The sequence below is a fragment of the Moraxella canis genome, assembly GCF_034424565.1.
GTDB lineage: Bacteria > Pseudomonadota > Gammaproteobacteria > Pseudomonadales > Moraxellaceae > Moraxella > Moraxella canis.
Genome location: NZ_CP139961.1, coordinates 455,026 through 478,898, shown reverse-complemented (window position 1 = coordinate 478,898; position 23,873 = coordinate 455,026). Strand labels below are relative to the sequence as shown.

Annotated in this window: 17 protein-coding genes; 12 read left to right on the top strand and 5 right to left on the bottom strand. The window is 43.6% G+C overall.

Features of this window, described 5'->3' with window-relative positions; all coding sequences use genetic code 11:
• Nucleotides 1-18: 18 nt before the first annotated feature.
• From U0021_RS02040 to U0021_RS02030, 3 genes are all read right to left on the bottom strand, one after another.
• Nucleotides 19-657 (bottom strand): FixH family protein, encoded by a 639-nt coding sequence (locus U0021_RS02040; RefSeq protein ID WP_114801041.1) that lies wholly within the window; start codon nt 655-657, stop codon nt 19-21.
• 76 nt (nt 658-733) lie between these two features.
• Nucleotides 734-2,170 carry a cytochrome c oxidase accessory protein CcoG gene (gene ccoG, locus U0021_RS02035; protein WP_114801042.1) on the bottom strand — a complete coding sequence of 479 codons (1,437 nt, stop codon included), beginning with the start codon at nt 2,168-2,170 and terminating at the stop codon, nt 734-736.
• Between the two features lie 293 nt (nt 2,171-2,463).
• On the bottom strand, nt 2,464-2,847 hold the full coding sequence (locus U0021_RS02030; protein ID WP_114801043.1) for an SCP2 sterol-binding domain-containing protein: 384 nt from the start codon (nt 2,845-2,847) through the stop codon (nt 2,464-2,466).
• A gap of 579 nt (nt 2,848-3,426) precedes the next feature.
• Between U0021_RS02030 and ccoN the strand changes: the two genes are divergently transcribed.
• From ccoN to ccoP, 4 genes are read left to right on the top strand one after another with little or no spacing between them, the layout of a single operon-like run.
• Nucleotides 3,427-4,908, top strand: coding sequence for a cytochrome-c oxidase, cbb3-type subunit I (gene ccoN, locus U0021_RS02025; RefSeq protein ID WP_049237463.1), 1,482 nt, complete (start codon nt 3,427-3,429; stop codon nt 4,906-4,908).
• Between the two features lie 10 nt (nt 4,909-4,918).
• On the top strand, nt 4,919-5,557 hold the full coding sequence (ccoO, locus tag U0021_RS02020) for a cytochrome-c oxidase, cbb3-type subunit II (protein ID WP_049237465.1): 639 nt from the start codon (nt 4,919-4,921) through the stop codon (nt 5,555-5,557).
• A complete protein-coding gene (locus U0021_RS02015) occupies nt 5,557-5,739 on the top strand; it encodes a cbb3-type cytochrome oxidase subunit 3 (RefSeq protein WP_049237468.1) in 183 nt (60 codons plus the stop codon). The genes ccoO and U0021_RS02015 overlap by 1 nt, the downstream gene beginning before the upstream one ends.
• On the top strand, nt 5,736-6,803 hold the full coding sequence (gene ccoP / locus U0021_RS02010; protein ID WP_049237470.1) for a cytochrome-c oxidase, cbb3-type subunit III: 1,068 nt from the start codon (nt 5,736-5,738) through the stop codon (nt 6,801-6,803). Before U0021_RS02015 ends, ccoP begins: the two co-directional genes overlap by 4 nt.
• A gap of 732 nt (nt 6,804-7,535) precedes the next feature.
• Here the strand turns inward: ccoP and U0021_RS02005 are convergent.
• Nucleotides 7,536-11,351 (bottom strand): Ig-like domain-containing protein, encoded by a 3,816-nt coding sequence (locus U0021_RS02005; protein WP_327037536.1) that lies wholly within the window; start codon nt 11,349-11,351, stop codon nt 7,536-7,538.
• A 270-nt stretch (nt 11,352-11,621) separates the two neighbouring features.
• Here U0021_RS02005 and U0021_RS02000 point away from each other — a divergent pair, with 270 nt between their 5' ends.
• The 7 genes from U0021_RS02000 to sppA all read left to right on the top strand — a co-directional run bounded on the left by U0021_RS02000 (nt 11,622) and on the right by sppA (nt 20,507).
• On the top strand, nt 11,622-13,256 hold the full coding sequence (locus tag U0021_RS02000; RefSeq protein WP_114801099.1) for a CTP synthase: 1,635 nt from the start codon (nt 11,622-11,624) through the stop codon (nt 13,254-13,256).
• Nucleotides 13,257-13,406: 150 nt separating this feature from the next.
• Nucleotides 13,407-14,258 carry a 3-deoxy-8-phosphooctulonate synthase gene (kdsA, locus tag U0021_RS01995; RefSeq protein WP_192831311.1) on the top strand — a complete coding sequence of 284 codons (852 nt, stop codon included), beginning with the start codon at nt 13,407-13,409 and terminating at the stop codon, nt 14,256-14,258.
• 44 nt (nt 14,259-14,302) lie between these two features.
• Nucleotides 14,303-15,619, top strand: a complete 1,317-nt coding sequence (gene eno / locus U0021_RS01990) for a phosphopyruvate hydratase (RefSeq protein WP_049237474.1) — start codon at nt 14,303-14,305, stop codon at nt 15,617-15,619.
• A gap of 35 nt (nt 15,620-15,654) precedes the next feature.
• A complete protein-coding gene (locus U0021_RS01985) occupies nt 15,655-16,065 on the top strand; it encodes an FtsB family cell division protein (protein ID WP_078255607.1) in 411 nt (136 codons plus the stop codon).
• A 67-nt stretch (nt 16,066-16,132) separates the two neighbouring features.
• Nucleotides 16,133-16,852, top strand: a complete 720-nt coding sequence (gene ispD / locus U0021_RS01980) for a 2-C-methyl-D-erythritol 4-phosphate cytidylyltransferase (RefSeq protein ID WP_049237478.1) — start codon at nt 16,133-16,135, stop codon at nt 16,850-16,852.
• 8 nt (nt 16,853-16,860) lie between these two features.
• Complete coding sequence (locus U0021_RS01975; RefSeq protein ID WP_114801100.1) at nt 16,861-19,383, top strand: ComEC/Rec2 family competence protein; 2,523 nt, start codon at nt 16,861-16,863, stop codon at nt 19,381-19,383.
• Nucleotides 19,384-19,478: 95 nt separating this feature from the next.
• Nucleotides 19,479-20,507, top strand: coding sequence for a signal peptide peptidase SppA (gene sppA / locus U0021_RS01970; protein ID WP_114801101.1), 1,029 nt, complete (start codon nt 19,479-19,481; stop codon nt 20,505-20,507).
• A 72-nt stretch (nt 20,508-20,579) separates the two neighbouring features.
• Here the strand turns inward: sppA and U0021_RS01965 are convergent, their stop codons facing one another.
• Nucleotides 20,580-20,882: a CopG family transcriptional regulator gene (locus U0021_RS01965; protein ID WP_114801102.1), complete on the bottom strand. Its 303-nt coding sequence runs from the start codon at nt 20,880-20,882 to the stop codon at nt 20,580-20,582.
• A gap of 235 nt (nt 20,883-21,117) precedes the next feature.
• Here U0021_RS01965 and U0021_RS01960 point away from each other — a divergent pair, with 235 nt between their 5' ends.
• The gene (locus U0021_RS01960) at nt 21,118-23,856 is read left to right on the top strand and encodes a TonB-dependent receptor (protein ID WP_114801104.1); all 2,739 of its coding nucleotides are present in this window, start codon (nt 21,118-21,120) and stop codon (nt 23,854-23,856) included.
• The last annotated feature ends 17 nt before the right edge of the window (nt 23,857-23,873 follow it).

Sequence of the window (23,873 nt, the reverse complement as noted above, 5' to 3'; positions counted from 1 at the left end):
TTGGTTTATTGATCGTCCTTAAAATGACTTGTCTGCAGAAGGGCGTCTGTCTCGTTGATCAGGCAGGGCGCTACGCTCTTCATCAAAGCTTGCAAGCGGTACAAAGGCGATGTTCTGCTTTGGTAAGTTTTCATGCTGAACCAAGCGCCAGTTTTTATCATCGTCATTGCTGACTTGCAGATAATATTTAGCAGGCGTGGGGTCAAGCTTGACTTCACCTGCATAACTATTATCTGTTTGATGCGTCATAATAAAATCGCGGTCTTTGTCATTATCTGTAGCATGAGAGATGCGCACGGACAATGATTTTGGATAAGTTAAGGGCGTGCCATCGCTGAATGTCTGTGTCGCTAGGCTTTGTGCTGGGTAATTTAGCTCAAAGCGGACACGGGTCATCTGATCTTCTTGGGTGAGTCGCATGATCCCAGAGATGCCTAGGTCATGCGAAAGCTTATCGCGCGAAGCATCTTGATATAATGTTTTGCCGTCCATATACCAATCATCGCGTACGGTTGAGTCTTGGATTTTTATAGAATAAATAATAAAAAAGATACAAACCACCACAACCAAAACAGGCAAGCCGATCACAAAAATCAAGACCATGTAGTTTTTGTACCAAATATTTGCTTGTTTATTGGGTTTGGGGGTAATTTTCATAAGGATCGCCAAATTCTATAAATCAATCAGGCTTCATTGTAGCACAACGAAGCCTGATTTTGGGAATTAACGCCGCTTATCTCTTAGGTTCATAGATAAAGACATCTTGAGCAGAAGCGCTGTATTGACCATCTTGGCTGTAGACTGTGATGGTAATCGGCGTGCTACCAGGCTGAACCACGCTTGGATCGCCGATGATGCTGACAGGCAGATCGTATGGCTCATTGGCTTGAAGTGGTAGCTCTTTAAAGCGTGAGCGTAAAGTCATGCCAGCGGTATTATCACCATCTAGGCGCACTTGATAAACGTGACGCTGATCGGTTTTATTGACGATTTTTAGAACATAGCTATTTTCAATCATGCCATCTCGTCCGATGGTCGAGATTTGCTTACGATCATGGCGAATTTCCATCTCAAGCGGTGCGCGCCCAACCGCAACCAGTGTCGCCGCGATGATACACGCTGACAATACACCGATATAAGCAAAAATACGCCAGCCGATGATTTTGGTTTTTTGTTTTTCGACCAATTGGCGCTCGGTTGTGTAGCGGATCAGTCCACGCGGATAGCCAACTTTATCCATGATTTCATTACAGGCATCGACACAGGCGGCACATTGGATACATTCTACTTGTAGACCATCGCGGATATCAATGCCTGTGGGGCACACTTGCACACACATACTACAATCCACACAGTCGCCATAGCCTTCAGGATGAGTATCTTTTTTGCGCGCACCACGTGGCTCGCCGCGCTCATAGTCATAAGAAACCAAAAGCGTGTCTTTATCAAACATCACGCTTTGGAAGCGTCCATATGGGCACATATGCACGCACATTTGCTCGCGCATATAGCCACCATTGGTTTGGGTAACAAAGGTGATGATTAAGAAAAATATCCATGTCATCTTACCCCAGCCCATAAAAAATGGGGTCGCACCATTAAAAAACAGGTAGTCGGTGCCTACGATGAAAGAAATGAAAGTCAGCGCTGTCGCCGCCGAAATCACACCCCAAGCTGCGTGCACTGCCAACGTTTTAAAGATTTTTTCGGCATTCCAGGGAGCTTTGTCAAATTTGATGCGTTTATTACGATCACCGATGATCCATTTTTCGATGTGCTGATACAGATGCACATAAATGGTCTGCGGACAAGCATAGCCGCACCACACACGTCCTGCATAGACTGTGACCATAAATAAAGTCATCGCCGCAATGATAAAGACAAACGCAAAGAAGTAAAAATCCTGCGGCATGAAAGTTGCACCAAAGATATAAAACTTCGGTTCAATCACATTTAACAAAATTGCCTGCCGACCATTCCAACGAATCCAAGGCGCAATCAAAAATAATACAAAGATGGCATACATCGAAATCAGGCGGATATTTTGATATTTGCCCTTAACAAATCTGGGATGTACACGATGCTTGGTCGCATCCATATCTTTGGAATGCGGGATGATTTTTTCGGGAATGGGGCGGGGTTTTTTCTTGGGTTTTTGTTCTTCTGACATAGTATATACCTTGGCTTGTCGCCTAAATAGATTAAGTTTAAATGTATAATCAGACTAAGGCATGGCTTGGTAAATAAAAAAACACCAAAATAGGTATCTTGAAACTGAGCTTATATTACCATTTTTTATAGGGTTTTTGTATGATATTTTGAAATTTTATAAAAATATGCAAGCTATATTTTTGAATAAAGATATTCTTAAGCGGTAAAACGGGCGTTTGGATTATATCAAATCAAAAACCCCATCAGATGAACTATGATGGGGTCGTGTGAAGTGATTTTACAGAGTTTTAATTAAAATTCAGTGATTTGTAAAATCTTTTTAAACAGCTCTTTTTGCTCTTGGCTTGGCTTGGCTGATTGTAGTGCCATGACTTGGGTCATATCACCATCAATGCGGATTTTGCCCAGCATAAACGCTTCAATGGCTTGATTGACATCATTATTAGCAATGATTTGTAATAATGTGTCGCAATCAATGGTAACAGTGCTGATCGCATTTTCTACTAAGCCTTGATGCAGCTTACCGTCTTTTAGATGAAGCTCAACGCTTTCATCGCCAGTGACTTTGGCATTTAATAAGACATTGGCTAAATTAGGTGGCAAGTTCAGATCGCCTGCAGATTGGTTGAGTTCATTGACTTTATCAAACCATGCTTGGCTCAAAAATTTTTCCATAATAATTACCTTAAGTGTTGATGATGTAGGTTAAAAGGGTGCTGCGACTATGCATTTGATGTATTATAAAGTAAAACCGACAACTTGTCACAATCGCCATGAAATCGGTCTCGTTTTTATGCTTGATAAAACCATCATTTTTTTTAATTACTCAATTAAAATATTAAAAAAATTAAATTATTATAGAAAATAAGGCTATATTACCAAAAAATTTCAATATTTTTACAAAATATACCCAAAAATTACATTTGTGTTGTATAATAAAAGGTGAACATCCGCTGGTAATACCATATTGTCAGTAGGGATATATTTGGTGTTGGCACCTTGCCGCACCGTCTAACGCAAGCCAAGCAGTTTTGCAAGCCAAGCTAGCGGAGTCGATAATTTTAGAATTGTTATTAAAGTTATCGATAATCCATAGAAAAATTAAGGATTTTTTCTTTTTTGCTGGCTGACTTGATGATATTTGCCTAACTTTGCGTTACAATAGACACACAAGATCAAAGCAAGAGTAGTTTTTTCACTCGATTTGATAAAACTGCGACGCTAAATAAATCGGGCTGCACAGGAAAATATCCAATGAGTCTATATAAATCAGCAGTAGCCCCCTTGTCCGTAGATCATGAATATGAAATCACGATTGTGCGATTTTTTACAATCATGGCGGTATTTTGGGGTATCGTTGGCATGGCTGTCGGTGTATTTATCGCATCACAGTTAGCATGGCCAGTATTAAATTTTGACACAGCATGGCTGTCTTTTGGACGTCTAAGACCGCTGCATACTAATGCGGTGATTTTTGCGTTTGGGGGTTCGGCTCTTTTTGCAACTTCTTATTACATCGTTCAGCGTACTTGTAAGACCAGATTGTTTGCGCCTTATTTGGCGTGGTTTACTTTTTGGGGCTGGCAAGCGATCATCGTTTCTGCCGTCATTACCCTGCCACTGGGGGTGACTTCTGCTAAGGAATATGCTGAGCTAGAATGGCCGATTGACATCGCCATCGCTTTGGTTTGGGTGGCTTATGCCATTGTCTTCTTTGGAACAATCATTAAGCGCCAAACATCACACATTTATGTTGCAAACTGGTTCTTTGCAGCATTTATTATCACCATTGCGTTGCTACATATTGTGAATAGCTTGGCAGTGCCAGTTGGCTTATTTAAGTCATATTCACTATTTGGTGGTGCGACTGATGCCATGGTTCAGTGGTGGTATGGGCATAATGCTGTTGGTTTTTATTTGACTGCTGCATTCTTAGGTATGATGTACTACTTCATTCCTGTGCAAGTAGGCCGACCTGTTTACTCATATCGTTTATCAATCGTCCACTTTTGGGCATTGATTGCGTCATATATGTGGGCAGGTGGTCACCATCTACACTATTCAGCGCTACCTGACTGGACCCAGTCACTGGGCATGGTATTTTCATTAATTCTATTTGCACCTTCTTGGGGCGGTATGATTAATGGTGTATTGACCCTTTCGGGCAGTTGGGATAAGTTGCGTACCGATCCGATCATTCGCTTCTTGATTGTTGCTTTGTCGTTCTATGCGATGAGTACTTTTGAAGGTCCAATGCTATCTATCAAAGCGGTTAACGCGATCAGTCATAATACCGACTGGACGGTAGGTCACGTACACTCAGGCGCCTTAGGCTGGGTTGGTATGATTACCATTGGTTCGATTTATGTATTATTGCCGCGCATCTTTAACAAGGCAAAAATGTACTCAACCAATCTGATCACACTGCATTTTTGGCTTGCGACGACTGGTACCGTATTGTATATCGTTGCGCTTTGGATCTCAGGTATCACTCAAGGTATGATGTGGCGTGCCACAAACCCAGATGGTACTTTGGCTTATGACTTTATCCAAACCGTTGTTGTTTCACATTGGCCGTATGTCGTCCGTACATTGGGTGGTGCGCTGTATGTAGGTGGTATGTTTGTGATGGCTTATAACTGCTATCGCACGATTAAGATGCCAAGCGTTCCTGAACATATTGCAGAGCCAGAAGAAGTGAACACTGGCAGCGAACAGGCATCGGTACAGGCTTAAGGGGTAAACAATGTCTAAAATCACTCATGAGTTAGTAGAGAAAAACACAGGTTTACTCGTTATCTTCATCGTCATCGCTATCAGCTTTGCAACTTTGGTTGAACTTGTTCCTTTGATTTATGATGAAACAGTTGCCGAAGAGGGCGGTGTGAATAAGCCATTACCAAATATGCGTCCTTGGACAGCTCTTGAGCTTGAAGGTCGTGATATCTATATTCGTGAAGGCTGTCACGTTTGCCATACTCAGATGATTCGTCCTTTGCGTGCAGAGGTAGAGCGTTATGGACCTTATAGCCGTGCAGCGGAATCAGCGTGGGATCATCCATTTTTGTGGGGTTCAAAACGCACTGGTCCGGATCTGGCTCGTGTCGGCGGTCGCTACTCGGATCAATGGCATGTTGATCACCTGATCGATCCACGCTCTGTCGTGCCTGATTCGGTGATGCCATCTTATCCTTGGCTTGCTACCAAAGAAGTCAATGGCACGAAAGTACAAGAAAAAATGCGTCTGTTTAAAGATCGTTTTGGGTTACCTTATACAGAAGCAGATATTGAAGCTGCACCTGACCAAGTTCAAGGTGCAACCGAGCTGGATGCCCTAGTTGCTTATCTACAGCAGTTGGGTATTGCGATGCAAGGTCAACGCTAATGAATTGGGGCGTTTTGCATAGTATTGCGACCGTAGCGGCCTTTATTGCCTTTATTGGAATCGCATGGTGGGCTTATTCCCCAAAAAATAAAAAACGCTTTGAAGAAGATGCACAACTTGCGCTGGATGATCAGGACAGACAACGTCTATCATCAGATAAGCGCACTAAGGATATACAATGAGCTTTTTTTGGAGTTCTTGGATTACCATCTTGTCATTGGGCTGCTGGCTATTCATCTTTGGTGTTCTGGTATGGACCTTGCGATCTAAACCAGTTCTTGAAGAAGATGAAACCACAGGCCACTCCTATGATGGTATTCGAGAGTATGACAAGCCACTACCTAAGTGGTGGTTGGTGATTTTCTTTGGCACGATGATTTGGGGCTTGGGTTATTTTATCCTTTTCCCCGCGATCCAGCCAAGTGTATGGAAAGGTGTGACAACCGTTGAAGTGGATGGCGAATCAGTGCCTTGGACTTCTGCCAATGAATTAAACAGCCAGCTTCAAGCCAACAACCGCGTATTTACTGAAAATTTTGAGCAAAACATTTTGGCAAATGCAGGCGCAAGCGAGGCAACTGCTGTTCTTGCTAAGCTGAATGATCTTCAATCTCAGCGTAAAGCTGGTGAAGAAAACGCCGAACTACAAACACAGATCGACGAGCAAGTCAAACTGCTAGCGCCTTTTGTTGATAAACTGGCAGCTGATCCAGAGGCGCAAAAAGTTGGTAACCGACTATTTTTGCAAAACTGTGCGCTATGCCATGGCTCTAACGCAAAAGGTGCGCTTGGTTATCCTGATTTGACGGATAATGATTGGCTATATGGGGGCAACGCTGATGAAATTTTGCTGACTATTCATAATGGTCGCGTCGGTTCTATGGCTGCTTGGCAGCAACAGTTGGGTGAATCTGGGGTTCGCGCAACCGCTGAATATGTGCTTGAAATTTCAGGCAACCAAAATGGCTATGAGCTTGATGCTGCTAAAGTTGCACAAGGTAAAGCTTTATTTGAAGCGAACTGTGTGCTGTGCCACGGTGCAGATGCTAAAGGTATCACTGCAATGGGCGCTCCAAATCTGACGGATGATATCTGGCTGTATGGCGGCGATCGTGATACTATCCAAACTACGATTCGTCATGGTCGTGCTGGTGTGATGCCAGAGTGGCAAACTAAGCTGGGCAATGAGCGTGTCATGCTATTGGCTGCTTATGTTCGCTCACTGTCACAAACTGCTGCTGAATAACTATAGCCGCTGTTTTAAGAGTCGCTTCTGCGGCTCTTTTTTGATTTTAAATCATAGAGTTAGATTGATTAAATTCTACTAAACTATCGTATTTGGGCTTAGTTAATCCAATGATAATATGTATCCAGAGCTTCTTAGTTGGGGGTTTTGAATTTATAATTTTATTTATTTAATATACTTATAATTAGTTAAATAAATAATGCTTTAGTTTCTATGCTTAGGTGATGTGTCATAACATCAGATTTGAATGATTTGTAACATTATGTGCCAATAAGTGCCAAAGGTGTTATCTTGTTCTCTAAATAAGGGTATAGAAACCTTTTTTTTTTGCACTTTAATCAGCTAAATGTGACTGCTTTGCCTTATGAGGTCTTTGACAAGGTTTGTTAAATCAGTAAAAACAACCTTGGGCAAGTTCGGTCTGGTGGTTAAAAAGCTGTCTATAATGAGGGATGGAATGATATTCAACCTTATGTGATTATGTTATAAAATCAAACTGCTTAATTTGATGAAATGTTTCTTAATTCAGCTGTATTATAATCCTATCTACAGATATAAAATTCAAAAATTCTCATTATGCTCTTTAAGTTACAATGATCCATTTCTCCATATATTCTCTATGATGAAAATTTAAGAAGCATAGTCTTAATATCCCAGAATGATAACATTGGATTATCGCCAAAATAAAAAGTGCTGTGAATGATCACAGCACTTTTTAAATGATTACAAATATCAACCAATGACTGAAAGAATATATTCTTGGTTCCAAACGGTACCATCATCAAAATAAATGCTTTCAATCGAATGATTTGATAACTGATTTGAAATCTTAATACTACCTGAATGGACATTTTCATAAGTTTCAGTATAAGGATTTCCTTCTAAGTCTATCATTTCATGAGATATTTGCTGAATTTTAGTGACGTTTAGGTAAACATCTGTTCTACGGGATGTAAGAGAGACTTCATCAGGTGTTATATTGCGAAGGTAGAGCTTATCATAACCCCAATTGCTATACTCGTTGATATCAATTTCAAAACTTGTAGCATCTCCAGGGTTGATATCATAGATATCATCACCATCCCCGCCATATAAATAGGCGCGACCGACAGAGTGGAGGGTAAAGCGATCATCGCCATTATTACCTTGTAGATAGATACTACCGTAGACAGAGTGGAGAGTAAAGTGATCATCACCATTACCACCGTCTACAGATATACTGGAATATCTGTCGCTACCTGTGTGGATCAGGGTATTGTTACCCTCTCCAGCTTGCCAATTGATATCACCATCAGTAATGAGCAAATCATTATTATTACCAGTTATGATTTCAGAATCATCCTTTGTGGTTTTGACGATATACATCGCATCATTATCTTTTGCAGAATAATAGGTGGATGGCGAAACCATATTGATTGCTTGAGTAGCACTATTACCTGCGATATCTGTCAAGACCGCTTCATAAGTTCCTGCTTCAAATGGTACAGCAGAAAGATCAGTGATCTCACTGCGTGCGCCATCGCTGGTTTTATATAATGACAAATCATACTCTGTCGCCGTAGTGAGTGAAATTAAACCTGTATCTAGGTTATAGTTAGTACCGATGGCATTGTACAAATCTGGTGCCTGAGTATCTACAGTGACTGCGATGCTATTTGTATAACTGATGTTGCTTGAAGCATCAGAAACTTTAGCACGGAGTAGATAGCTGCCATCTTCAAGATTTGTGACGGAATTACCATCCATCACCTGCCATGTATCGCCGTTATCCAACGAGCTTTCGTAAGTGACTGTTGAACCTAATTCATGACCTTGGATATGTAGACCAAAACTGTTATCACTGCTGATACGGTCGCTGTCTGAGCTACCCGTATCTTCATAATCCACCAAGGTCAGTGTACCTGCTTCAGGTGGTGTGGTGTCTTTATCAAGCGAAGCGGTATGGGTCTTTAATAGTTTACCATTCATATCCAAGATTTGAATGGATAAGGTGGTTTTGGATGCGTCCGAAGGACTGGCAGCCAAAGACTTGTACTGGTAGCTGCCATCAGAGTTGATGGTCAATGTGCCATCTGAGGTGTTAACGGTCATTGACTGTGCTGACTGATCTGCTGAGTGAACAAGTGTCTGATCACCAACTTTGATTTGGTAGCTCTCTGGTTTGTTGGCTGTATCTGCAAATATATGACCATTAATAGACTCATAACCAGTAAATACATCTTGGGTTACAGGTGCTTTTTCGGTGATATTTAGTGAAATATTCGAGCCACTAAAGTAAGCGTCAAGAATTAGGGTATAAGCACCTTCAGAAAGTGACGAGTCTTCATTTAAGATAATTGTATGATGACTTGAACCCACTTTGCTTATACTCCGAGAGCTGCTGCTTGATAATCCCGAACCAATGATTTGATAGCTAACAGATCCGTTTAAGATTCTTGATTCATTGCTAAGATCCAGGGTGATATAGCCATCTTTACCTGTAATGACAAAATCAATGGTGTCGTATAGGCTATTACGAGTACTTGCATTAACAACGGTCTTATCTTGATGGCTGGTTTGTTTTTCAAAAACTGGAACCAGTTCAAAATTGGCAGTTGAATCTGAAAGTGATGCTGTCGCAAAGACTTTGGCAGCGCCGCTGACATTGTTGGCGGCATCTTTGGCAGTCACACTCAAGGCTTCGCCATTGGTATAGGCTTTATCTAAGGTGACGCTGTAGTTACCTTTGGCATCTGCTTTGGCTGTACCGATCACTTTGTCTTGATACTTAACTTCAACCGTTGCGCCACTTTCTGTTTGCCCACTTACCACATCACCTTGGTCAGCCAATTTGGCCAAGCTTAGCACAGGTGCGGTGGTGTCTTTTGCCTGGATGGCTTGAGCGCCGCTGACATTGTTGGCGGCATCTTTGGCAGTCACACTCAAGGCTTCGCCATTGGTATAGGCTTTATCTAAGGTGACGCTGTAGTTACCTTTGGCATCTGCTTTGGCTGTACCGATCACTTTGTCTTGATACTTAACTTCAACCGTTGCGCCACTTTCTGTTTGCCCACTTACCACATCACCTTGGTCAGCCAATTTGGCCAAGCTTAGCACAGGTGCGGTGGTGTCTTTTGCCTGGATGGCTTGAGCGCCGCTGACATTGTTGGCGGCATCTTTGGCAGTCACACTCAAGGCTTCGCCATTGGTATAGGCTTTATCTAAGGTGACGCTGTAGTTACCTTTGGCATCTGCTTTGGCTGTACCGATCACTTTGTCTTGATACTTAACTTCAACCGTTGCGCCACTTTCTGTTTGCCCACTTACCACATCACCTTGGTCAGCCAATTTGGCCAAGCTTAGCACAGGTGCGGTGGTGTCTTTTGCCTGGATGGCTTGAGCGCCGCTGACATTGTTGGCGGCATCTTTGGCAGTCACACTCAAGGCTTCACCATTGGTATAGGCTTTATCTAAGGTGACGCTGTAGTTACCTTTGGCATCTGCTTTGGCTGTACCGATCACTTTGTCTTGATACTTAACTTCAACCGTTGCGCCACTTTCTGTTTGCCCACTTACCACATCACCTTGGTCAGCCAATTTGGCCAAGCTTAGCACAGGTGCGGTGGTGTCTTTTGCCTGGATGGCTTGAGCGCCGCTGACATTGTTGGCGGCATCTTTGGCAGTCACACTCAAGGCTTCGCCATTGGTATAGGCTTTATCTAAGGTGACGCTGTAGTTACCTTTGGCATCTGCTTTGGCTGTACCGATCACTTTGTCTTGATACTTAACTTCAACCGTTGCGCCACTTTCTGTTTGCCCACTTACCACATCACCTTGGTCAGCCAATTTGGCCAAGCTTAGCACAGGTGCGGTGGTGTCTTTTGCCTGGATGGCTTGAGCGCCGCTGACATTGTTGGCGGCATCTTTGGCAGTCACACTCAAGGCTTCGCCATTGGTATAGGCTTTATCTAAGGTGACGCTGTAGTTACCTTTGGCATCTGCTTTGGCTGTACCGATCACTTTGTCTTGATACTTAACTTCAACCGTTGCGCCACTTTCTGTTTGCCCACTTACCACATCACCTTGGTCAGCCAATTTGGCCAAGCTTAGCACAGGTGCGGTGGTGTCTTTTGGGTTATTGGGCTTAGGATCTGCTATAGGAGATGTTATAGGCTGATCTGTAGGAGAGGAATTTTTGTTTGAGGCTTTAGGTTCTGATTTATTATCATGAAGCGCGGCAGCTGTGATAGCGCCAACACCTAGCAGGCCCATTCCAGCTTGAAAATAGGCAGAGTAATCGATTGTTTCGACTTCTGATAATAATGCTTGGATTTGTTCCAGTTCGGCATCGCTGATGTCATTATCGATGAATATTTGGGGGGGGGAGGTTTCCAAAGATTCAGTTTGCATTGCTTCCAAGGCCAACTGATCTCCAATCTCCAAACTGATGATAGAGCCATCTTTAAGCAAAATGTTAAGCTTACCATTTTGACGTACAATAGATTGAACCTGCGAGTAGTCTAAAACTAGTTGGCTTCCATCTGCACGAATAATCAATAACTGCTTCATATTATTAACCTCACGGTAGGATAAGAAATATTTCTCACTCACAAAAAAAATAGCAAAAACGATTGCCACTTTTCGTGACCAAATTAGCACAAAAATGCTAAAAAGTAAATACATTTAATTAATAACAACTTAGTAGCTTAGCCATAATTTACAGTGAAAATAGGTTATTTTTTTAAAATGATTATCTTTATAAAAATTATTCCCCAAACCCCTATATTTTTTTGATGATTTTTAGTAAAATTCTATTTTACCAGCAACAGATATATTACTATGAGTACTAAATTTATCTTTGTAACCGGCGGTGTCGTGTCATCACTTGGCAAGGGCATTGCTGCGGCTTCCATTGCGGCCGTGTTAGAGGCTCGCGGTCTTAAAGTCACCATGACCAAGATGGATCCTTATATTAATGTGGATCCCGGCACGATGAGCCCATTTCAACATGGTGAGGTCTTTGTCACAGAAGATGGTGCGGAGACGGATTTGGATTTGGGTTATTATGAGCGCTTTTTACGCCGCTCAAAAATGAGCAAAGCAAACAACTTTACCAGTGGACGCATTTATCAAACTGTACTTGCTAAAGAGCGCCGCGGTGACTATTTGGGCGGTACTGTCCAAGTCATTCCCCATATTACCGATGAAATCAAGCATAAAATCCGCGCCAGTGGTGAAGGTTATGATATTGCAATTATTGAAATTGGCGGAACCGTCGGAGATATCGAAAGCTTGCCTTTTATGGAGGCGGTTCGCCAAATGCAAGTTGAGCTTGGTCGCACACAGTCTTTACTGATGCATTTGACTTTGGTGCCATATATTGCTTCGGCAGGCGAGTCTAAAACTAAACCAACTCAGCATTCGGTCAAAGAGCTTCGTTCGATTGGTCTACAGCCAGATGTGCTGATTTGTCGTTCAGAGCAGCCAATTTCTGAAGATAACCGTCAAAAAATCGCGCTATTTACCAATGTTGAGACGCGCGGGGTTATCTTGTGTGAAGATGCAAAATCGATTTATCAAATTCCACGCCGCCTCCATGAGCAAGATTTGGATGATTTGATTTGTGAGCGTTTTGGCATCACCGCGCCAGAGGCGGATTTGTCAGATTGGGATAAGGTTGTTGATGATTTATTTAACTCTCAAGGTGAGATCGTGGTCGCCATGGTGGGTAAATATGTCGAACTTCCTGATGCTTATAAGTCTGTCAATGAGGCTTTGCTTCATGCAGGTATTCATAATAAAACAAAAGTCAGCATTCGATATGTCAGCGCCGAGTCGCTAGAGACCGATCCAGAGGCGATGAAGCAGATCACCGATGTGGACGCTATTTTGGTTCCAGGTGGATTTGGTGAGCGCGGTACTGTGGGCAAGATGAAAGCCATTCAATTCGCGCGTGAAAATAACAAGCCATTTTTGGGCATTTGCTTAGGCATGCAGCTTGCAGTGATTGAGTATGCGCGTAATGTCTTGGGTATCGAGGCTAATTCTACTGAGTTTGATCGAAAAACGGCAAATCCTATTATCGGTTTGATTACCGAATGGTTCGACGAAAAAGGTGAGCTTCAGATCCGCTCTGATGACAGCGATTTAGGCGGTACCATGCGATTGGGTGCCCAAGAGGCAGAATTGGTGTCTGGTTCTAAGCTTGCTAAGATTTATGGCGCGCATAACATTACCGAACGCCATCGTCATCGTTATGAGATGAATAATCGCTATATCGAGCCTTTAGAAAATGCTGGTATGAAAATTTCAGGCTATTCTGCCAAGCAGCATTTGGTTGAGTCGGTTGAAATTGACAATCATCCTTGGTTTGTCGCGGTGCAATATCACCCAGAGTTTACCAGCTCGCCTCGCGGTGGTCACCCGCTATTTAACAGCTTCATCAAAGCTGCGATAGATGTGAAACAAGCCTAATCATTGAGCACATCAAACCAATTGGCTTTGATGTGCTTTTTACTATTTATGATGTTTTTGAGTGAGTTTGGTAGTATAATGACGATACCAAACTTGCTATTTATGCAGGATAAATAAATAAAATTGTAAGGATTTGAGATGACACAGCCAATGACAGCCGCTCAATCAACCATTACCGTATCAGGGATTGAGATTGGTAATGATAAGCCTTTCGTTCTATTTGGCGGTATGAATGTGCTTGAAAGCCGTGAATTGGCTTTTGAGATTGCTGAGCAGTATATCGATATTTGTCAAAGACTGGATATCGGTTATGTATTCAAAGCAAGTTTTGATAAAGCCAATCGTTCAAGTTTACATTCTTTTCGCGGTCCAAGCCTTGAGACTGGCTTGACTTGGTTGAATGATATTAAAGAAACTTACAATGTCCCGATCATTACTGATGTGCATGAGCCTTATCAAGCCGCACCTGTTGCTAAAGTAGCTGACGTATTGCAGCTGCCGGCTTTTTTGTCCCGCCAGACCGATTTGGTGAGCGCCATTGCGCGTACTGGTAAGGTGATTAACGTCAAAAAAGCACAGTTCTTGGCACCGCATGAGATGCGCCATATCATTAATAAATGCTTAGAAGCAGGTAATGATCAAGTGATCCTTTGTGAGCGTGGTTCGGCGTTCGGCTATAATAATTTGGTGGTCGATATGCTTGGCTTTGATACAATGAAGTCAATGAATGTGCCGGTGTTTTTTGATGTGACACATGCGCTTCAAGAGCCTGGTGCTCGTAGCGATAGTGCAGGTGGTAGACGCCATCAGATTACCACGCTTGCTCGTGCAGGTATGGCGACGGGCTTGGCGGGACTATTTTTGGAAGCCCACCCCGATCCTGATAAAGCCAAATGCGATGGTCCAAGTGCCTTACGCTTGGATCAACTTGAGCCATTTTTGACACAAATTAAGCAGCTTGATGATTTGGTCAAAGGCTTTGAAACTTTAGATACAAAATAATTAAAGAATTTTATCATTAATAAGCGATTGCGATAGGAGCTACTATGTACGCTGAAGATACAAAAAATGTTGTAGAAATTAAAGACATCATTGCTCGAGAGATTCTAGACTCTCGCGGCAACCCAACCATTGAAGCGGATGTTATTTTGGCGAATGGTATCTGTGGACGCGCTGCAGCACCAAGTGGTGCATCGACTGGCTCACGCGAAGCTTTGGAGCTGCGCGATGGCGACGCTTCTCGTTATTTGGGTAAAGGTGTCAAAAAAGCGGTGGCGAACGCCAATAGCCAAATCCGCACCGCGCTACTTGATAAAGATGTCACGCAGCAGACCGAGATTGACAATATTTTGATCGAGCTTGATGGCACAGAAAATAAAGGCAATATGGGCGCCAATGCCATGCTGGCGGTATCGTTAGCAGCAGCCAAAGCGGCAGCCATCGCCCAGTCGCTACCTTTGCATCAATACATCGCCAATCTGCGCGGTCAGACTTCACTGACCATGCCTGTACCAATGATGAATATTCTAAATGGTGGCGCGCACGCTGACAATACAGTTGATATCCAAGAGTTCATGATTGAGCCTGTTGGATTTACGTCATTTTCAGAGGCGCTGCGTGCAGGCACTGAAATTTTCCATGCGCTCAAATCAGTGCTAAAAGCACAAGGTCTAAATACAGCGGTGGGTGATGAAGGTGGCTTTGCGCCTAACTTGCGCTCAAACGAAGAGGCGATCACAGTCATCATGCAAGCCATCGATAAAGCTGGCTATAAAGCAGGTCAAGACATTTATTTGGCACTAGATTGTGCGGCATCTGAATTTTATAAAAATGGTCAATACATTTTGGCAGGGGAAGGCGATAAAGCCTTTGATAGCCAAGGTTTTAGCGATTATTTAACCAGTTTATGCAACCAATATCCAATCATCTCTATCGAAGACGGTTTGGATGAAAGCGATTGGGAAGGCTGGGCATATCTGACCAAACAGCTGGGCAAAAAGGTTCAATTGGTGGGCGATGATTTGTTCGTGACCAATCCAAAGATCTTACAAGAAGGTATTGATAAAGACATCGCCAATGCAATTTTGATCAAATTTAACCAAATTGGTACTTTGAGCGAAACTTTAGATGCCATCTATTTGGCTAAACAAAATGGCTATGCCACTGTCATCAGCCATCGCTCGGGCGAAACCGAAGATTCAACCATTGCAGATTTAGCCGTCGGTACCGCGGCAGGTCAGATCAAGACAGGTTCACTGTGCCGATCTGATCGCGTCGCCAAATATAATCAGCTTCTGCGCATCGAGCAGCAAGTACGCGCAGCCTATCGCGGCCGTGAGGAATTTATCGGTCTGCGTGGCTGATCAGCAATCTTTATGAATGGCTTGGGAAAACCACTGTGGCAAATGCGAATAAAACACTTAAACAGATGATGGTCAATCAGCTTAAGCTGATGATTGCCATTGCTATTGCCGCAGTGATTTTAGTGTTGATGCAGATGCAGTACTGGTACGGCGACTATGGTCACGCCAATTTAGCCGCTGTAAAAACTCAGTTGCGCGAACAAAATCGCTTGAATCAAGAGCAGATCTACAAAAACAACATCTTGCTGGCTGATGTCAAAGATCTAAAATCGGGTCTTTCGGCAATTGAAGAACATGCGCGGTTAGACCTTGGCTTAATCAAGCCTGGCGAGACGTTTATTCAGCTGTCAAATGCACCAATCACTTATTCACGCCAGCCCTTGCCTGAGATTGACGAAGGCATAGAGTCTGTGGATTCTGTCCCAGAGCCTACGCCTGATCGCTGATTTATAAAAATTTTTTGATCGCCAAACTGTTTGATCTGCTTTGGCGATTTTTATTATTTGATGACTTATGAAGACAACTATTTATCCCCTGATCGTCGCTGCTGGCACAGGATCAAGATTCGGCGCCAACAGACCTAAACAATACCTGAAAATCGGTCCCAAAAGCATCTTGGCACACAGTGTTTCTCGGTTAAACCATTCTGATCTTAGCGCACTGACGGTGGTAGTTGCTGATGATGATTCCTATATCCAAGATGAAATGTTAGCGATTCAATCTTCTTTTAATCAGAGGGTTTATTACACGATTGGTGGTGATGAACGGTGGCAATCGGTGATGAATGGACTTGCTAAAATCTGTGCCGAAGGGGGTCGAGATGATGATTGGGTGCTCATTCATGATGCAGCAAGACCGTGTTTGCCCTATGCTGATTTGGATCGATTGATTCATAAAATCCGAAGTGATCAATACAGTGCGGCGATACTGGCAGCAGCTGTGGTGGATACATTAAAATTTGCCAAAGATGATCATATCAGCCATACGGTCAGCCGAGATCATTTGTGGCAAGCTTTGACGCCTCAAGCGTTCAAAATCGGGGTTTTAAAGTCGGCTTTTGAATTTGTCATCACAAACCGCCTGCAGATCACAGACGAAGCGTCGGCTTGCGAAGCGATGGGAGAGCCTGTCGCCATTGTGCCGGCGTCTCGGATGAATATCAAGCTGACTTATCCTGACGATCTGCCGCTCATGGAAGCAATCTTAAGCAGTTCATTTGATGAATTAGCTTAACAAGCGCTATGGCAGTTTGGTTATTTGTCTTTGTTAGCTTGGCTGTACTTGCCATCTTGGGCAGTATTGAGCAGTTTTGGTTTAATGAAAAATGGCTTGATATTTTAGGCTCAGAGGGATTTGCGCTACTGATCACTGCAGGCGTACTGCTGTGTTTATTTGTGTGGCAACTGATAGATGCATCTGGGAAAGCTAAGCTTAGCCGATTACTCAAAGCTTGGATGCTTATCAGCGTTGTTTTATTATTTGTCATGCGTACATTGGTAGCGTATGTCGCTTATGAGTTACACACGCCAAGCGCTCGCTACATCGTCAGTGCTGACGCCCACATTCATACCCTCAGTGATGGCGTTTATGATGAGGTGCTGGGTACATCATTTCGCCAAGTGGCAACGTTGCACAATCTTAAACCCGTCACTGCTTCCACTCGCCACGCCTCGCATTTAAAGATTTATAATCCTTTTGGGGGATTTGATCATGACCTTTTTGAGGGTTTAAATCAAGGGGATTTAGAAAAATTAAACGCAATGGAAGGCATGACGGTACTTTTGTCAGCCAATCCAAATTTTACGAAAGCTGACTTGAGCACACTGACCGAAGTTCAGCCTGCAACGCGTTTGGCTACTCAAATTGTGATCACGCCGATCGATAAGACGCCTTCGGCAAGCGGTTTTGATACCAATCAGTGGCTGCGCACTCGGCATGTCCATGCTCAAGCAAATATTTTATCCGTTGATGAGATCACATCGCTTGAGGCAGAGTCTTTTTTCCAGCAGTTTTATTTTCGTCTTGAGCGATTTCGGTATCAGCTCAGAGCGCACTTTTACCAAGATTGGCATGAGCTTAGCGCGTCGGAGGCGCAGGCACGCGCTGTCTCACTAAGTTTGATGACAGGCGATCGCGCTTTGATTGATAAAAACACCAAAGAGCTGTACCAATTGGCGGGTATTTCTCATTTGCTTGCCATCTCAGGGACGCACGTGCTGTTTTTGGCGGTGATTTTATCGGCACTGGTGACATTTTTGACGGATAAAATTGCACAACGCATTTATACACACTTGCCAAGATGGCAGATTCGCATGATGGTAATGGTGTCGGCAAGTTTGGGTTATGCGCTGTTTACGGGATTTGATGTGCCCGCGGTGCGAACCGTTTATTTATTGATTGCAGCTTGGTTGGTGCGATACTTAATCCTGCCTGCTGGCATGATCTCTGTGCTGGCGTGGGTGGCGCTGGTTATGATTTGGCTTGATCCTTATGTGTTATGGCAGGCGGGCTTTTGGTTGTCGTTTATAGCGGTGCTGTTGTTGATGCGATATGAGACATCCAAAATTGATATGATGGATCATACCCGTCAAACTCAGGGGCGGCTTGAGCGGTGGGTGCTTGAATTCAAGCAGGCGACGCGTTTGCAATTTTGGCTATTTTTTAGCATGCTGCCTGTTTCTATTTTATTATTTGGTAAGGTGTCGATCTGGGGTCTGGTGGTGAATTTATTTGCCATTGGGCTATTTGGTTTTGCAATTGTGCCTATCAATTTAATTGCTGGCGCGGTTTTTGGGATTTTACCAGAGCTATCACAGATACTATGGGGCGCATCTTCTGCTGTGCTTTATTGGTTGCATGATGCTTTATATTTTGGACTTAGTAGCCAAATTGGTGGTTTGGGTGCTTGGCTGTATGCGCCTTTTGGAATGGCGGGATTTTTGCTCAGTTTTATGGTCGTGGGCTTATGGATACTGCCAAATGTCTTGCCTAGGGTGCTGATCATACTGCCTGTGGCGGCGATGATATTTTTGGCGCTGCCCAAGCAGACACCACGTTTTGAGCTGATCATTTTGCCAAGTGATACGCCCAATATCAGTCAAGCACTGCTGATCTATCACAATGATCATCAACAAAAACACTGGCTCATCTTAAATGATTTGGGCGCTAAAACCCTGAGGGCGAATCACACTCAGACGCTGACAGATCAGCTGTATCGACTGGGCATGGCACAGCATGGCATCGATGGTATCATCGTCCAAAGCCCAAGCGGCATATTCTTGCCCGTGGTGGGTCAGCTTGCCAAAGCGCTGCCAGTACATCGCTTTTGGCAGGCGGGTAATCATGAGCCTTTGGCAAATATTCATCACACACCATGCAGTGCAGGGTTGCATTGGCAGTCTGAAGGCATCAGTATAAAAGCTTTGACAGGTTGGCATGAGATCAGTGATGAGCGCGTGCAGCATTGCGAAATTGAAGTTTTGGCAGATCTGCCACTGAGCGCTCTGGACTTGATGGAAGATGAGCCTGAATCTGACTTAGGAGCTGATGTCGCCACTTCAAATCAAACGCAGCTGATCATCAGTACCAATCGTGAACCGCTGCTTTGGCAGCTGTGGGAGATGCTGTGCCTTTCTGATGAGCGGCTGAAGTTGGCGACGCCTTTGGGCTACCACTCTGTTTGGCTTAGCACCACACGAGCCGCTGATGGCAGTCATGCCAAAGCCAACTTAGATGCCCCGCAATTACTTTACTTGGATAAATAGTGAATAATCAGGCGGGCGTGCTATCGTTCGGGTGGTTTTTGAGTTACAATAAAGGTATTTTTACAGTTTAAGCATTTATATATAAGGTATCAATTATGGCATGGCCACCAAATCCTGACAAATCACCCCAAAAAATATCACCCGACACACCCATGAGTGCACCCAGACAGGGCGAAGAATGGCGACTGCTTGAGAAGACTTTGCTTGCCAGTATCGAAGAACAAAAATCAAGCCGCCGTTGGTCAATTTTCTTTAAATTGCTTACTTTTGCTTATTTGATGTTTGTGATTGTTGCGCTTGGTTTTGGATGTAGTAGCGGCGGCTCATCACTTGAGCGCGTTGGGATAGGCGAGCCGCACATTGCTGTGGTGGATGTGACTGGCGCGATTACCGCGAATGGTGATACCAATGCTTTGAATATCAATGACTCTTTGATGGAAGCTTTTGATAACCAAAATGCCAAAGCAGTGGTCTTAAATATCAATTCACCCGGCGGCTCTCCTGTGCAGTCGGATGAAGTCTGGCAAATGGCTATGATGCTCCGCCAAGAAAATCCTGACAAAAAGCTCTACGCCATCATCGGTGATGTTGGTGCATCAGGTGCGTATTATATCGCGTCGGCAGCTGATGAGATTTGGGTCAACCCATCAAGCTTAGTCGGTTCTATCGGCGTGATCATGTCTGGCTTTAATGCAGAAGAGCTGATGAGAAAAGTAGGCATCAAAGATCGTACACTGACCGCAGGTGAGTATAAAGACATCCTAAGCGTCAGCCGTGAGATGACCGCCAGTGAGCAGCAGCATATCCAAAATATGCTAGACAACACACACCAAAACTTCATCAATGCTGTCAAACAAGGTCGTGGCGATAAATTGATCAATCCTGAACAAAATCAGCTATTTAGTGGTCTGATTTGGACGGGTACAGATGCTGTTGAGCTGGGGCTAGCGGATAAAACAGGCAGTATCAGTGAGCTTAAAAGACAGCTAGAGCTGGATACGGTGGATTATACCTATGTTAATCCAATGAACAAACTGTTTGATCGTTTTGGGGTGCAGGTCGGTAAAGGCTTGGGTGAGGGCTTGAAATTTAGCCTAAATCAAGAACAAACGGATATAAAATAACCAAAAATAAAAACGCTCACTGAGAAAGTGGGCGTTTTTATTTCGTGTCGATTTTAAGGAAGTTGTTAAGATTTATCCCAAATCGCATCTTTGATTGACATCGTTCAATGCTTCATCAATGATGGATTGACTGACGCCTTTTTTACGCAGCTTTTCGATGAATAGCGTGTCATGGGCAAGCGTGTAATTGGAATTATCACGGTCAAGACCTTGACGAATGTATAAGCGAATCAGACCTTGGATGCGGTTAAATCCATGCATCTGAGCGGTCTCTTCAAGATGCTGAATGATTTCTTCGGATAGGCGCAAATGCACAGGACGCATGATGGTCTGTGGATGATCTGAATAGCGATTTTTAATGTGTGGGGGTAACATAAATATCCTGATGGTTTATTTTCAAAAAGATTATAGCATGATGGTGGGGGATGTCAATTTTTGAAATCCGTATAGATCTGATTGTAATTGCTATTTTAAATCAAAAATCCAGTCTCATTAGGCTGGATTTTTTATTGCTGAATCATAAAAGAGGTATCAAGAATTGTTGTAATTTTTCGTATATGTTATATAATAACGCCCTTAATGTTATGTTATATCATATTATGAGGGCGTGATGACAAAAAAACCACTTGTATGTGCGATATTGGCGGCTTTTTCATTACCAGCGATGGCTCAAACTGAGTTGACAGATGAGCCAACCGTTATTTTGGATGAAGTTTTGGTGACTTCTCAAGCCAGCCAAAATTCAGGATTTGCTTTTAATAATACCAAAAAAGCCAGTGATGTCACTATCTCAAGAGATAAGCTAAAACACCGTTCTGCCACGCTGGGTAATGCCTTGGCAAATGAGCTGGGCGTACACAGCAATCCTTTTGGCGGCGGTTCATCAGCGCCTGTGGTACGCGGACAAGAGGGCGTTCGGCTGAAGATTTTACAAAATGGCACAGATGTCATCGATGTGTCCTCTATGTCGCCTGATCATGTGGTAGCAGCCGATACGCTTTTGGCTGAGCGAGTGGAGCTGGTGCGTGGCGCGAATACGCTACTTTATAGCACTGCATCGCCTGCTGGCGTGATCAATGTGGTTGATGGTCGTATTCCTGAGCGTATGCCTGAAGGGATTATCCATGAAAATATGGAAGGCGAGGCGATTTTACGATACAACACAAACAGTAACGAAAAAGTCGCTACCGCTGGCGTTACCTTTGGTGTCGGTGAAAATATCGCGGTGAGAGTTGAGGGCTTGAGCCGTAATGCTGATGAGTATAAAGTGCCACATTTTCAAGCCGATAAAGTGTTAGATTATTTACCAGGCAGTGAAAATAAATCTACCGTTGGTATGGTGGGTGTGTCTTATATTGGCGACAAAGGCTTTATTGGTGCATCTTATAGCCGCCGTAAAGATCGCTACGGCATTCCAGGTCATATCCACTGTGACAGTAAGCGTGAGCACTTTATTAAGTGGCATGATCTTTCAAAATCCAATTATTATCTGCCCATTTATCCACATTTGATGGAAGATGAGGATATTTATGACAATCCACATACACATTGTAGCCATGATCATGAAGATCATGTAGGTGAGCACAATCCAACAGGCGTCCCTGTGAACCATGAGCACCATTCGCCTTGGATCGATATGGAGACGGATCGCTACGATATTCGCGGCGAGCTGCGCCAGCCGATCACAGGCTTGGATAAGGTGAAATTGAGTCTGACTTATGCTGACTATTATCATGATGAAAAAGACGCAGGCAACGAGCAAACCTTAGATAATTTTAAGCCATCTGAACGACAGACGACGGTAGATCGAGGCTATGCCAGCTCCCTTTTTACCAAAAAAGGATTTAATAGCCGTTTGGAGTTTTATCACACACCGACCGAGCGCTTATCGGGGATGATCGGTGTGCAGTACCAAGATCAAAAATCCAGCGCAGGCGAAGCGTATCTGCCAAGCTATTTTGAGTCAGAAGAAGAGTGGCAAAAAGCCCAAAGCCAAAATATCAACCAATATCGCCCATATTTATTGGTGCCTAATACCAATAAAAGTTTCAGCGTATTTGGGCTTGAGCAGTTTAAATTGGATAATTTGACCTTTGAGGTGGCGGCGCGCTACGAAAAACAAAAAACACCGATTGATTATGAGCAGCATTTGCTTGATCATGCTTTGGAGTATTTTTTGAGTAAGGCGCAAGTCAAAGCGCCTGATCATCCTGATTTGAGCACTTATAAGCAAAGTGCTGCATCTTATGCAGGGACGGCGCTGTGGGACATTACGCCTGAGTATCGTTTGTCGTTTACTTATTCGCATAATGAGCGTATCCCATCGCCGATGGAGCTGTATTATCAAGGCGGGCATTTGGCGACCAGCTCATTTGAGCATGGCAATAAAAATCTCACCAAAGAAAAATCAGACAACTTTGAGATTGGGCTGACGCATACAGGCGATAAACTGAGCTACAAAGGCAGTGCTTATTATAGCGATTTTGATAATTATATTTTTAATGAAAATATCGCCAAAGAAGGCAATCTTTATATGCGCCGCTACAATCAAACCACTGCTAAGTTTTATGGCTTAGAAGGTGAGGTGACTTATCAGCCGAATATGAATCACAGTATCACGCTCTTTGGCGATATGGTGCGTGGCAAAATCGGCGCTTTGCCAGATGTTAAGGGCAGACTGATGCACGCTGGCAGAAAATGGGTGTATTTTGACGATGACATCAAAGAGATGACAGTGGATGAATATGGTGACTATGACGATACCAGTGATTTGACCTGCAGCTCAAAAACGCCTGAAGAGTGGGGGCAGATTAATGAATATAATGAATGTAGTACAACCATCAATGTCTATAAAAATGGCACAACCATCGCTGGAGAAGAAGATTACGACCGCTTGGCTCGCCATGCGACCAATGCACCGCGCGTACCACCGAGCCGCTTAGGATTGCGCTGGCAAGGTTATTTTGGTGATAACTGGTCAGCCAATGCTGAGTTTAGCCATGTGTTTTCACAAAATAAAGTGACCACTTCAACCATCGCCATCAAGCCTGAATTCAGACGCCCAGAAGGCTGTGAGCGCATCGACAGCGATTGTGTGGTGAGCGAATATGGCAGCGAAAATAATCCTTTGACCATGCAGCCGCGTTATGTGGTAGAAAATAAAACCGCAGGTTATAATTTGCTCAATCTTGGCGTGGATTATAATAATGTGTATAAAAATGTGGATTATACGCTGTCTTTGCGCGCCAATAACTTGCTTGATGAGCAAATCTACGTCCATAACTCATTTTTACCATTTGTGCCGCAAATGGGGCGTAATGTGACCTTGGGACTGACGACGAAGTTCTGATTTGATTGAGTTTGATT